Origin of the sequence: Streptomyces sp. NBC_01788, from assembly GCF_035917575.1 — a bacterium.
Classification (GTDB): domain Bacteria; phylum Actinomycetota; class Actinomycetes; order Streptomycetales; family Streptomycetaceae; genus Streptomyces.
In genome coordinates this window covers 6,671,664-6,685,970 of record NZ_CP109090.1, presented here as the reverse complement: position 1 = coordinate 6,685,970, position 14,307 = coordinate 6,671,664, and the positions used below count along the sequence as shown (strand labels likewise).

Below are 14,307 nucleotides of genomic sequence, written 5' to 3'. Positions count from 1 at the left end.
GACGGTCTCCAGCAGCTTGCGGTGCTGCTCGGCGGCGGGCAGGGCCAGCAGCGCGGCGGCGAACTCGCCGTGGACGGCGGTCCCGGCGCTCTGCGTGGCAGCGGCCGTGAGCTGCCGCACCTCGGGGACCTCGTCGAACAGCGGGGTGGGCCGGGCCGAGGTGTAGACGGGGTGGTACGTCTCCCAGTCGACGTCGGCGACCGCGATGACGTGCTCGTCGTCGTCGAGGGCCCGCTTGAGGCCGCTCAGCGCGAGCTGCGGGTCCATGAACTCCAGGCCGCTGCGGCGGATCATCTGCGGGTCGACGCGGCCGAGCTTGAGGTCGTCGGCCCAGATGCCCCAGGACAGCGACATGGCGGTCAGTCCGCGGGCCCGCCGGTGCTCGGCGAGGGCGGCCAGGTAGGCGTTGCCCGCGACGTAGGCGGCGTGCGCGCCGCTGCCCCACATGCCGGCGGTGGAGGAGTACAGGACGAAGTCGTCCAGCTCCTCGTCGTCGAGGAGTTCGTCGAGGATCTGCGCGCCGGCGACCTTGGCGGCGAGGACGCGGTCGAAGTCGTCGAGCGTGGTGGCGTCGAGGGTGTGCAGTTCGATGGTGGCCGCGGTGTGCACGACCGTGCGGACGGTGCGGCCCTCGGCCTTCAGGCTTTCGAGGAGGGCGGCGACCGCGTCGCGGTCGGTGATGTCGCAGGCGGCGAGGGTCGTGGCGGTGCCGCGTCCCTCCAGCTCGGCGCGGAGTTCGGCGGCGCCGGGCGCCTCCGGGCCGCGCCGGCTGACCAGGACCAGGTGCTCGGCGCCCTGCTCGGCGAGCCAGCGCGCCAGGTGGGGGGCGAGGGTGCCGGAGCCGCCGGTGACGAGGGTGGTGCCGCGGGGCTTCCAGTCGCGGGCGGGGCCTTCGGGGGCGGCGTCGGCGCGGACGACACGGCGGGTGAAGACGCCGGAGGAGCGCAGGGCGACCTGGTCGTCGTCGCCGAGCGCGCCGGCGAGGACGGCCGCGAGCCGCTGGCCGGCGCGGGCGTCGAGCGTCTCGGGCAGGTCGACGACACCGCCCCAGCGTCCCGGGCACTCCAGCGCGGCGGTCCAGCCGATGCCGGTGACCTGGGCCTGGACGGGCGCGGTGACCTTGTCGGCGCGGCCGGTGGAGACGGCGCCGCGGGTCAGCGCCCACAGCGGGGTCTCGATGCCGGCGTCGCCGAGCGCCTGGACGAGGGCGACGGTGAGGGCGACCCCGAGGACGAGTCCGGTGCCGGGGACGGCGTCGGTCCGCTCGGCTCCGGCGAGGACGGAGACGATGCCGGAGACGCCGTCGGTGTCGGTGAGGCGCTCGCGCAGGACGGCGCGGTCGGTGCAGCTCTCGTCGAGGACGAGGCGGTGCACCTCGGCGCCGCCCGCCTCCAGCGCCTCGGCGACGTCGGTGTCGTCGACGCCGTCGGCGGACACCAGCAGCCAGGTGCCGTCGAGGGTGCGCTGCGGGAGCTTGGTGACGGGCTTCCAGGTGACGCGGTAGCGCCAGGAGTCGACGGTGGAGCGCTCACGGCGGGACCGGCGCCAGGAGGACAGCGCGGGCAGCACGGCGGCGACGGAGTCCTCGTCGGTGCCGAGGGCCGCGGTCAGGGCGGAGACGTCCCCGTCCTCGACGGCGGTCCAGAACGCGGCGTCCTCGGGGTCGGCCGCGGTGACGGCCTCCTGGACGGCCGGGACGACCCACAGGTTCTCGTGCTGGAAGGCGTAGGTGGGCAGGTCGACGCGGGACGCACCGGTCCCCTCGAACACGGCGGCCCAGTCGACGTGGACGCCGCGCACGAACACCTCGGCCGCGGACAGCAGGAAGCGGTCGAGGCCGCCGTTGTCGCGCCTCAGGGTGCCGGAGGCGACACCGGCCACCTGGGCGTCGTCGAGCATGTCCTGGACGGACATCGACAGCACCGGGTGGGAGCTGACCTCGATGAAGGCGCGGTGCTCGGCGGCGATCAGGTCGCGGACGGCGTCCGCGAACAGCACGCGTCCGCGCAGGCTGCGGTACCAGTAGCCGGCGTCCATGACGGTGGTGTCGAGCCAGTCGCCGGTGACGGTCGAGAAGAACGGGATCTCGGACGCGGCCGGCGCGACCTCCGCCAGCAGCTCGAGGATCTCGTCGTGCAGGTCCTCGACGTGGTGGGAGTGCGAGGCGTAGTCCACCGCGATCCGGCGGGCCCGGATCTCCTCGGCGGTGAGCTGCGCGTGCAGTTCGTCCAGGGCCTCCGGCTCGCCCGCGACGACGGAGGAGCGGGGGCCGTTCTCGGCGGCGACGGACAGCCGCCCGCCGAACGCCTCGAGACGGGCCTCCACATCCGCGACGGGCAGCGCCACCGACATCATCCCGCCCCGGCCGGCGAGGCTGCGCCCGATGGCCTGGCTGCGCAGCGCCACCACCCGCGCACCGTCACGCAACGACAGCGCACCGGACACCACGGCGGCGGCGATCTCACCCTGCGAGTGACCCACCACCGCGTCCGGCTCCACACCCTGCGCACGCCACACCGCGGCCAGCGACACCATCACCGCGAACGACACGGGCTGAACCACATCGACGCGCTCCAGCGTCGGAGCGCCCTCCACGCCCCGCAGGACATCGACGAGGTTCCAGTCGGTGAACTCGGCCAGCGCGGCGGCGCACTCGGCGATCCGCTCCGCGAACACCGGTGATTCATCCAGGAGCTGGGCACCCATGCCCACCCACTGCGAACCCTGACCGGGGAACACGAAGACCGTACGGCCGTCGACGTCGGCGACACCGCGGGCGACGACGCCCGAAGGCCCGTCGGCGGCGACGGCGCGCAGCGCCTGAAGCGGGTCGGTGCCGGCGGGCGGCACGACCACGGCGCGGTGCTCGAAGAGAGCACGGGAGGTGGCCAGGGACAGGCCGATGTCGATCGGACGGGCCGCCGGGTCAGCGGTCACGAGGTGGGTGAGGAGCCGGTCGGCCTGCTCGCGCAGCGCGGCGGCGGCGCGGGCGGACAGGACCCACGGCACGACACCGGCGGCGACCGGCACGGGCGCCACGGCGGGCTGCTCGTCGTCGGCGGCGGGCGCCTCGGTCTCCTGCTCCAGGATGACGTGGGCGTTGGTGCCGCTGATGCCGAACGAGGACACGGCGGCCCGGCGCGGACGGCCGGTCCCGGGCCAGGCGGTGTTGTCGCCGAGCAGCCGCACGGTGCCGGGGCTCCAGTCGACGTGGCTGGAGGGCTCGTCGGCGTGCAGGGTCCGCGGCATCACGCCGTGGCGCAGCGCCATGACCATCTTGATGATGCTCGCGACGCCGGCGGCGGACTGGGTGTGGCCGATGTTCGACTTCACCGAGCCGAGGTGCAGTGCGGTCTCGGGCGTACGGGTGCGGCCGTAGGTGGCGAACAGGGCCTGCGCCTCGATGGGGTCACCGAGCGGGGTGCCGGTGCCGTGGGCCTCCAGGAGGTCGATCTCCCCCGGGGCGACGCGGGCGTTGGCGAGGGCCTGGCGGATGACGCGCTGCTGCGAGGGGCCGTTGGGGGCGCTGAGGCCGTTGGAGGCGCCGTCCTGGTTGATGGCGGAGCCGCGGATGACGGCGAGCACCGGGTGGCCGTTGCGGCGGGCGTCGGAGAGCCGCTCGACGAGGACGATGCCGACGCCCTCCGCGAGGGTCATGCCGTCGGCGCTCTCGGAGAACGCCTTGCACCGGCCGTCCTGGGCGAGGGCCCGCTGCCGGCTGAACGCCACGAACGCGTTGGGGGTGGTCATGACGGTGGCGCCGCCCGCGACCGCGAGGTTGCTCTCGCCGTTGCGCAGCGCCTGGCAGGCCAGGTGCAGCGCGACCAGCGAGGACGAGCAGGCGGTGTCGACGGTGACCGCCGGGCCCTCCAGGCCGAAGACGTAGGCGAGACGGCCGGAGAGCACGCTGGGGCTGGTGCCGGTGACCAGGTGGCCCTCGGTGCCGTCCCCGGCGCCCATTCCGTACTCCTGGTAGCTGGAGCCGATGAAGGTGCCGGTCAGGCTGCCACGGAGGGTGTCGGGGGTGAGTCCGGCGCGCTCGAAGGCCTCCCAGGTGGTCTCCAGGAGGAGCCGCTGCTGCGGGTCCATGACGAGCGCCTCGCGGGGCGAGATGCCGAAGAACATCGGGTCGAACTCGTCGGCCTCGTGCAGGAAGCCGCCCTGGCTGGAGTAGGTGGTGCCGGGGTGGTCCGGGTCGGGGTCGTAGAGCCCGGCGGTGTTCCAGCCGCGGTTGACCGGGAAGTCGGTGATCGCGTCGGTGCCGGAGAGGACCAGGTCCCACAGCTGTTCCGGGGAGCTGACGCCGCCCGGGTAGCGGCAGCTCATGCCGATGATGGCGATGGGCTCGTCGTCGGCGGCGCCGGTGGCGACGGGGCCCGCGACCTCAAGGACGGAGCCGACCATCTCGGCGCGCAGGTACTGGGCCAGCTCCAGCGGGGTCGGGTAGTCGAACACCATGGTGCTCGGCAGGGAGAGGCCGGTGGCGGCACCGAGGTGCTTGCGCAGTTCGACGGCGGTCAGCGAGTCGAAGCCGATGTCGCGGAAGGCACGGCCCTCCGGCACGGCGTCGGCGGAGGCGTGACCGAGCACGGTCGCGGCCTCGGCGCGCACCATCTCGGTGAGCAGGCGCAGCTGCTCCGGCTCGGACAGCGAGCGGACCCGCTGGACGATCTCGGACGCGTCGCCGGTGTCGGCGGGGGTGTTCTCGGCGGCCAGGGCGCGGACCTCGGGCAGGTCGCTGATGAGGGCGCTGGGCCTGACGGAGGTGAACAGCGGGGCGTAGCGGGTCCAGTCGACGTCCGCGACGGTGACGGCGACGTCCTGGCGGACGACGGCGCGGCGCATCTCGGTGAGGGCGTGCGCGGGGTCGAGCAGGCGCAGGCCCTGGCGTCGCAGTGTGTCGGAGACGGCGTCGTCGGCGGCCATGCCGCTGCCGCCCCACGGACCCCAGGCGATGGAGGTCGCGGCGAGGCCGCGGGCGCGGCGGGCCAGGGCGAGGGCGTCGAGGTAGGCGTTGGCGGCGCCGTAGGCGCTCTGGTCGCCGCTGCCCCAGACGCCGGCGATGGAGCCGAACAGGATGAAGAAGTCCAGTTCGCGGTCGCCGAGGAGGTCGTCGAGGTGGGCGGCGCCCGCCAGCTTCGCGGCGGTGAGGCCGGCGAACTCGGCGGGCGTCAGTCCGTCCAGCCGCCCGTAGTGGCCGACTCCCGCGGTGTGCACGACACCGGTGAGGGGCTGGTCGGCGGGCAGGCCGTCGAGGACGGCGGCGAGGGCGTCGCGGTCGGCGACGTCGCAGGCCACGATGGAGACGCTCGCGCCCAGGTCGGTCAGCTCGGCGCGGAGTTCGGCGGCGCCGGGGGCGTCGGGGCCGCGGCGGCTGGTGAGGACGAGGTGGTCCGCGCCGGAGCGGGCCAGCCAGCGGGCGGTCTCGGCGCCGAGGCCGCCGGTGCCGCCGGTGATCAGGACGCTTCCGGAGGCGGTGAACCGGTCGGCGGACGGCAGCTCGTCGACGGTGTGGCGGACCAGGCGGCGGCCGTGCACACCGGTGGCGCGCAGGGCGACCTGGTCCTCGCCGTCGGGGGCGTCCTTGACCGCGAGGACTTCGGCGAGGCGCTGTCCGGCGCGGCGGTCGAAGTCGGCCGGGAGGTCGACGAGGCCGCCCCACAGGCGGGGGTGCTCCAGGGCGACACCGCGGCCCATGCCCCAGGCGGCGGCCTGGGCGGGGCGGGTCACCGGGTCGGCGGGGCCGGTGGAGACGGCGCCGCGGGTGGCGGTCCACAGCCGGCCCCGGGCGCCGGTGTCGGCGAGGGCCTGGACGAGGGCGATGGTCAGGGCGAGGCCCTGGGTGAAGCCGGCGGGGCCGTCGGTGGGGCGCTCGTCGAGCGGCAGCACGGACAGCACATGGGCGGTGGTGTCGGTGGTGGCGGCGTACTCGGTGTCGGCGATGCGGGCTCCGAGCACGGCCCGGTCGGCGCAGTCGGCGTCCAGGACGAGGCGGCGGACCCGGGCGCCGTGCGCGCCGAGCGCCTCGGCGAGCCCGTCGAGCAGCTCGGTCTCGTCGTCGGCGGTGGCGTCGGAGGAGACGAGCAGCCAGGTGCCGTCGAGGACGGGCGCGGCCGGCTTGCGCAGCTGGGTCCACTCGACGCGGTAGCGCAGGGTGTCGAGGAGCGCCTTCTCCTGGTTGCCGCGGCGCCAGGAGCTGAGCGCGGGCAGCAGGGAGTCGAGCGGGGTGAGGCTGTCCTCGTCGAGGCCGAGGACGGCGGCGAGTTCGGCGGCGTCGCCGCGCTCGACGGCGGCCCACAGCTTCTGGTCGGCCACATCGCCGGTCGCCAAGGGCGCGGCGGAGGGCAGCTGCGGCCAGTAGTGGGCGTGCTGGAAGGCGTAGGTCGGCAGGTCGGTGCGACGGGCGCCGGTGCCGGCGAGGTACGCGGTCCAGTCGAGGTCGACGCCGTGGATCTGGAGGCGGGCCGCGGCGGTGGCGGCGGCGGTCTCCTCGGGACGGTCGCCGCGCAGCAGCGGGACGAGCACGGTGCCGTGATCGTCGCGGTCGTCGCCGAGGGTGTCCTCGGCCATGGCGGTCAGCAGTCCGTCGGGGCCGAGTTCGAGGAAGAGGGTGGCACCGGCGTCGCGCAGGGTGCGGACGCAGTCGGCGAACCGGACGGCCTCGCGGACATGGCGCACCCAGTAGTCGGCGGTGCGCACCTCGGCGTCGTCGGCCCTGCGGCCCGTCAGGTCGGAGACCAGCGGGATGCGGGGGGCGGCGTAGGACAGCGTCTCGGCGACCGTGCGGAACGCGTCGAGCATGGCGTCCATGTGCGGCGAGTGGAAGGCATGGCTCACCCGCAGACGCTTGGTGCGGCGCCCTCGGCCGGAGAACTCGGCGGCGAGTTCCACGGCGGCGTCCTCGTCGCCGGAGACGACGACGGAGGTGGGGCCGTTGACGGCGGCGATGGACAGGCCCTCGCCGAGCAGCGGGGCGACCTCGTCCTCGGTGGCCTGGACGGCGATCATGGCACCGCCGGACGGCAGCGCCTCCATGAGGGTGGCACGGGCGGCGACCAGGCGGGCGGCGTCCTGCAGGGTGAACACCCCGGCGACGTACGCGGCGGCGATCTCACCGATGGAGTGACCGGTGACGAAGTCGGCGCGGACGCCCCAGCTCTCGACGAGGCGGTAGAGGGCGACCTCGACGGCGAACAGCGCGGGCTGGGTGAAGCCGGTGCGGTCGAGCAGGGCGGCCTCGTCGGTGCCCTCGGCGGCGAACACGACCTCGCGCAGCGGCCGGTCGAGCAGCGGGTCGAGGGCGGCGCACACCTCGTCGAACGCGGCGGCGAACCGGGGCTGGGTCTCGTACAGTTCGCGGCCCATGGCGGCGCGCTGGCTGCCCTGGCCGGAGAACATGACGGCGATCCGGGCGCGACCGGCGGCCTCGCCCTCGACGACGGCCGGGTCGGGGCGGCCGGCGGCGAGCGCGGTCAGGGAGGCGAGCAGTCCGTCGCGGTCCTGCGCGATCACCGCGGCGCGGCGCTCGAAGCGGGAGCGGGTGGTGGCCAGGGAGTGGCCGAGATCGGCGAGGGACGGCTCGGGGTGGTTCTGGAGGTGGGTGAGCAGACGGGCGGCCTGGGCGCGCAGGGCGTCGCGGGTGCGGCCGGACAGCAGCAGCGGGACGGCTCCGGCGGTGCGCTCGGGCGCGGCCGGGGCGGGCGCGGCGAGGGCTGGCGGCTGCTCCAGGACGGTGTGGACGTTGGTGCCGCTGATGCCGAAGGAGGAGACGGCGGCGCGGCGCGGGCGGCCGGTCTCGGGCCACGCGGTCTGCTCGGTGAGCAGTTCCACCGCGCCCTCGGTCCAGTCGACGTGCGAGGACGGGGCGTCGACGTGCAGGGTGCGCGGCAGCACGCCGTGGCGCATCGCCATGACCATCTTGATGACACCGGCGACACCGGCCGCGGCCTGCGTGTGACCGATGTTGGACTTCACCGAGCCCAGCAGCAGCGGCTGCTCCGCGTCACGGTCACGACCGTAGGTCGCCAGCAGCGCCTGCGCCTCGATCGGGTCACCCAACGTCGTACCGGTACCGTGCGCCTCGACGACGTCGACGTCACCCGCCGACAGCCCGCCACTGGCGAGGGCCTGACGGATCACCCGCTGCTGCGAGGGACCGTTGGGGGCCGTCAGACCGTTGGAGGCACCATCCTGGTTCACGGCGGAGCCACGGACGACCGCGAGGATCTCGTGACCGTTACGGATCGCGTCCGACTGGCGTTCGAGCACCAGCATGCCGACACCCTCGGACCAGCCGACACCATCGGCGGAGTCCGAGAACGCCTTGCACCGCCCGTCGGGCGACAGACCCCGCTGACGCGCGAAGTCCACGAACACGGCGGGCGTCGACATCACGGTCACACCGCCGGCCAGGGCGAGCGAGATCTCACCCGAGCGCAGCGCCTGCATCGCCCAGTGCATCGCCACCAGCGACGACGAGCACGCCGTGTCCACCGTGACCGCGGGACCCTCCAGGCCCAGCGTGTAGGAGACGCGGCCCGAGGCGAGGCTCGGGGAGCTGCCGCTGCCCTGGAAGCCCTCGAACTCGGGGCTCGCCAGCATCGCGCTGTAGTCGCTGTACATCACGCCGGCGAACACACCGGTCGCACTGCCCCGCAGGCTGACCGGGTCGATGCCGGCCCGCTCGATCGCCTCCCACGACGACTCAAGGAGCAGACGCTGCTGCGAGTCCGTCGCGAGCGCCTCACGCGGGCTCATCCCGAAGAAGCCGGGGTCGAACTCCCCCGCCTCGTGCAGGAACCCACCGGAACGGGTGTAGGCGGTGCCGGGGTGGTCGGGGTCCGGGTGGTACAGGTTCTCGACGTCCCAGCCGCGGTTGGTGGGGAAGCCGGAGACGGCGTCGGTGCCCTCGGTGACCAGGCGCCACAGGTCCTCGGGCGAGGCGACCCCACCCGGGTAGCGGCAGGCCATGCCCACGATGACGATCGGGTCGTCCGCCACGGCCGCAGTACCGCGCTGCACGGCCTCCGCCTCGACCTCGGTGCCGAGGAGTTCGTCGAGGACGTACGTGGCGAGGTGGCTGACCGTCGGATAGTCGAAGACGAGGGTGGCGGGCAGGCGCAGTCCGGTGACCGTGTTCAGGCGGTTGCGCAGCTCGACGGCGGTGAGGGAGTCGAAGCCCAGCTCGCGGAAGGCGCGGCCGGCGTCGATGTCGGCGCCGGTGGCGTGGCCGAGCACCAGGGCGACCTGGCCGCGGACGAGGTCGAGGACCAGTTCGTCGCGGCTCTCGCGGTCCAGGCGGGCCAGGCGCTGGGCGAGGCCGCCCGCGGTGGCGGATCCGGCGACGGCGGCACGGCGCGAACGGCCCCGGATCAGCGACCGGAGCAGCGGCGGCACGTCGCCCGCGGCGCGCAGGACGGAGAGGTCCAGGCGGACGGGAGCGAGCGCGGCGTCGTCGCCGTCGAGGGCGGCGTCGAAGAGGGCGAGACCCTGCTCGACGGTGAGGGCGGGGGTGCCGATGCGGGCCAGGCGGCGCAGGTCGTCCTCGGAGAGGTCGCCGGTCATGCCACCGGTCCGCTCCCAGGGGCCCCAGGCCAGCGACAGACCCGGCAGACCCGCAGCCCTCCGGTACTCCATCAGGGCGTCCAGGAACGCGTTGCCCGCAGCGTAGTTGGCCTGACCCGCATTACCGAACACACCGGCAACCGACGAGAACACCACGAACGCGTCCAGACCCAGACCGCGCGTCGCCTCATGCAGGTTCCAGGCCGCGTCCACCTTCGGACGCAACACGGCGGACAGCCGCTCCGGAGTGAGCGAGGCGACCATGCCGTCGTCCAGCACACCGGCGCAGTGCACCACCGCCGACACCGGATGCGCGGCCACCAGCTCGGCAACCGCCGCACGATCCGTCACATCACACGCCACGACCGCGGCCCGCGCACCCGACTCCGCCAACTCCGCCACCAGCTCGACCGCACCCGCGGCCTCACCACCACGACGACTGACCAGAACCAGCTCACGCACACCATGCACGGCCACCAGATGACGCGCCAGCACCGCACCCAGACCACCGGTACCACCCGTCACCAACACCGCACCCTCCCCGCCAAACACGGAGACCGCCTCGGTGGAGGGAGCGGGACGACGGACCAGACGGGCCGCACGCAGTTCGTCACCGCGCACCGCGAGCTGCGGCTCATCGCCGAGGAGGGCGGCGGCCGGAAGGGCGGGCGTGTCCTGCTCGGCGTCGAGGTCGACGAGGAAGAAGCGGCCGGGGTTCTCGGACTGGGCGGAGCGCACCAGGCCCCAGACCGCGGCGGCGGCCGGGTCATGGCCGGTGGTAGCGCCCCGGGTGACCAGGACGAGCCGGGACGCGGCGAACCGCTCGTCCTGGTCGAGCCAGATCTGTACGGCGGCGAGGGCGTCGGTGGCGGCGCGGTGCGCGGCGGTGACCGGGTCGGCGTCCGGGCCGGTGCCGGTGAGCGGCAGCAGGACGGTGTCCGGGATCGCTCCGTCGGCGGCGGCGAGGGCCGCGAGGTCCGGGTGAACGGCGAGGTCGCCGAACTGGGGCAGGGCGCGCAGGCCGAAGGTGTACTCGCCGACGAGGACGGCGGTGCCGGAGGCGGCGGCTGCCGTGACGGTCACCCAGTCGAGGCGGAACAGGGCGTCGCGGACGAGCGCGGCGGCGGCGTCGATCTCGTGGGCCGCGACCGCGCGCAGGATCAGCGAGTCGGCGGACAGGACGAGCTGTCCGGCGTCGTCGGCGACGGCGATCGCGACGGCGTCACCGGCCGCCGGGGCCAGGCGCACCCGCAGGGTGGTGGCGCCGCTCGCGTGCAGGCTGACGCCCTCCCAGGAGAAGGGCAGTCCGCCGGCGGCGCGCTCGTCGAGGTCGACGAACGACGCCGCGTGCAGGGCGGAGTCGAGGAGCGCGGGATGCAGGCCGAAGGACTCGGCGTCGGTGTGGCCGGACTCGGGCAGGACGACCTCGGCGAACACCTCGTCGCCGCGGCGCCAGGCGGCCCGCAGGCCCTGGAAGAGCGGGCCGTAGCCGAAGCCGCCCTCGGCGAGCCGGTCGTAGAGGCCGTCCACGGGGAGGGCCTCGGCGTCGGCCGGGGGCCAGACGGTGGCGTCGAAGTCGGTGGCGGCGCGGGAGGAGGAGAGCACACCGGTGGCGTGGGACGTCCAGGGGGCGTCCTCGTCGGCGTCGGGGCGGCCGTAGACGGTGACGCTGCGGCGGCCGGACTCGTCCGGGTTGCCGATCCACAGCTGCACCTGGACGCCGCCCTGCTCGGGCAGGACAAGGGGCGCGGCCAGGGTCAGTTCGTCGACGCGGTCGCAGCCGACCTCGTCGCCGGCGCGGACGGCCAGCTCCAGGAAGGCGGTGCCGGGCAACAGGATGGTGCCGCGGACGGTGTGGTCGGCGAGCCACGGGTGGCTGAGCAGGGAGATCCGGCCGGTCAGCAGGGCGCCCTCGGAGTCGGCGAGGGAGACCGCGGCGGACAGCAGCGGGTGGTGGGCGGCGCCGAGTCCGACGGAGCGCAGGTCTGCGGCGCTGCCCTGGACGGCGCGCGGCCAGTAGCGGCGGCGCTGGAAGGTGTACGTGGGCAGGTCGGTGCGGCGGGCGCCGGTGCCGGTGAAGCAGGCGTCCCAGCGCAGCGTGGTGCCGTGGGTGTGCAGCGCGGCGAGCGCGGCGGTGAAGGTGTGGCCCTCGGGGCGTCCCTCGCGCAGCGCGGGCACGGTGACGGCGTCGGAGCCGACGGCGTCCAGGCAGTTCTGCGCCATGGCGGACAGGACGCTGTCGGGGCCGAGTTCGAGGAAGGCGGTGACGTCGTGCCGGGCGAGCCAGTCGACGCCGTCGGCGAACCGGACGGCGTGGCGGACGTGGTCGACCCAGTAGTCGGGCGAGGTGAGCTGGGCGACGGTGGCCGGCTCGCCGGTCACGTTGGACACGACGGGCAGCAGCGGGCTGTGCAGCGTGAGGCCTTCGACGACGCTCCGGAACTCGTCGAGCATCGGGGCCATGAGCGGCGAGTGGAAGGCGTGCGAGACGCGCAGTCTGCTCGTCTTACGTCCGTCGGCCGCCAGGCGGGCCGCCAGTTCGGTGACGCTGGCCTCGTCGCCGGAGAGGACGACGGCGGAGGGGCCGTTGACGGCGGCGAGGGACACCAGGTCCTCGTGGCCGGCGAGCAGCGGGGCGACCTCGTCCTCGCTCGCCTGCACGGCGACCATCGCGCCGCCCTCGGGCAGCGCCTGCATGAGGCGGCCGCGGGCGGCGACCAGGGTGGCCGCGTCGTCGAGGGAGAGCACGCCGGCGACGTGCGCGGCGGCGATCTCGCCGACGGAGTGGCCGGCCAGGTGGTCCGGCTTGACCTCGAAGGACTCCAGGAGGCGGTAGAGCGCGACCTCGACGGCGAACAGTGCGGGCTGCGCGTACTCGGTGCGGTCGAGGCGGGCGGCGTCCTCGCCCCACAGCACCTCGCGCAGCGGCGTGTCCAGGTGGGGCGTGAAGGCGTCGAGGGCGGCGTCCAGGGCGGCGGCGAACACCGGGAAGCGGGCGGCGAGTCCGCGGCCGGCGCCGAGGCGCTGGGCGCCCTGTCCGGTGAACAGGACGGCGAGGCGGGTCTCGGTGCGGGCGGTGCCGGTGACGGCCCCGGCCAGGGCGGCCGGGTCGGTGCCGTCGGCGATCGCGGTGAGCCGCTCGGTCAGCTCGGGCAGGCTCGCGGCGAGCAGGACGGCCCGGTGCTCGAAGGCGGTGCGGGTGGTGGCGAGCGAGTAGGCGGTGTCGAGGAGCGCGGGCGGGGTGCCGGTGCCGAGGGTGGTGAGCAGTGCGGCGGCTTGGGCGCGCAGCACCTCGGGGCTGCGTCCGGACAGCAGCGCGGGCACCACGCCGGTGACGGCGGCCGGGGTGCCCGGGGTGTCGTCCTCGGTGTCGGCGGGCTCCGGCTCGGGGGCCTGCTCGACGATGGTGTGGGCGTTGGTGCCGCTGATGCCGAAGGAGGAGACGGCCGCGCGGCGGGGGGCGCCGGTGGCGGGCCAGTCGGTGTTCTCGGTGAGGACGCGGACGGCGCCCTGGGACCAGTCGACGTGGCGGGTGGGCTCCTCGGCGAGGAGGGTGCGGGGCAGCACGCCGTGCCGCATCGCCATCACCATCTTGATGACACCGGCGACACCGGCGGCGGCCTGGGTGTGGCTGATGTTGGACTTCACCGAGCCGAGCAGCAGCGGCTTGTCCTCGTCGCGGTGCCGGCCGTAGGTGGCGAGCAGCGCCTGCGCCTCGACGGGGTCGCCGAGGGTGGTGCCGGTGCCGTGCGCCTCGACGGCGTCGATGTCGCTCGCGGAGAGGCGGGCGTTGACGAGGGCCTGCTCGATGACCGCCTGCTGCGAGGGGCCGTTGGGGGCGGTGAGGCCGTTGGAGGCGCCGTCCTGGTTGACGGCGGTGCCGCGGACGACGGCGAGGATGTCGCGGCCGTTGCGGATGGCGTCGGAGAGGCGCTCCAGGACGAGGATGCCGACGCCCTCGGCCCAGCCGGTGCCGTCGGCGGTGTCACCGAAGGAGCGGCAGCGGCCGTCGACGGACAGTCCGCCCTGGCGGCCCATCTCGATGAAGGTGCCGGGGCCTGACATGACGGTGACGCCGCCCGCGAGGGCGAGGGTGCACTCGCCCGCGCGCAGCGCCTGGGTGGCGAGGTGGACGGCGACCAGGGAGGAGGAGCAGGCGGTGTCGACGGTGACGGCGGGACCCACCGTGCCGAAGGTGTACGAGATGCGGCCGGACAGCACGCTGCCGGTGTTGCCGGTGAGCTGGAAGCCCTCGGCGCTGTCGGCGGGGCCGACCCGGTAGTCCTGGGCCATGGCGCCGATGAAGACGCCGGTGCGGCTGCCCTTGACGGAGGTGGGGTCGATGCCGGCGCGTTCGAACGCCTCCCAGGCGGACTCCAGGACGACCCGCTGCTGCGGGTCCATGGCGACCGCCTCGCGCGGCGAGATGCCGAAGAAGTCCGCGTCGAAGTCCGTCGCGTCGTGGAGGAATCCGCCCCGGGAGGTCGGCGAGGAGGCGAGCGCCTCCATGTCCCAGCCGCGGTCGGCGGGGAACGGGGTGACGCCGTTCTCGCCGGCCTCGACCATCCGCCACAGGTCCTCGGGGCTGCCGACACCGCCGGGGTAGCGGCATGTCATGCCGACGATGGCTATCGGTTCCTGGGCCGCCGACTCCAGCTCGCTCACGCGCCGCCGCGTGCGTCGGAGATCGGCGGTCGCAAGCTTGAGGTAATCCCGGAGCTTCTGTTCGTTGTCCATCCTCAA

Annotated in this window: 1 protein-coding gene (cut by a window edge); it reads right to left on the bottom strand. The window is 74.7% G+C overall.

Annotated elements, in window-relative coordinates:
• Positions 1 to 14,307, bottom strand: partial view of a type I polyketide synthase gene (locus OIE49_RS30350; protein ID WP_326805075.1) — the 5' portion only. It extends 14,076 nt beyond the left edge of the window; the window shows 14,307 of its 28,383 coding nt (coding positions 1–14,307); it begins with the start codon at positions 14,305 to 14,307; its stop codon lies beyond the left edge, outside the window.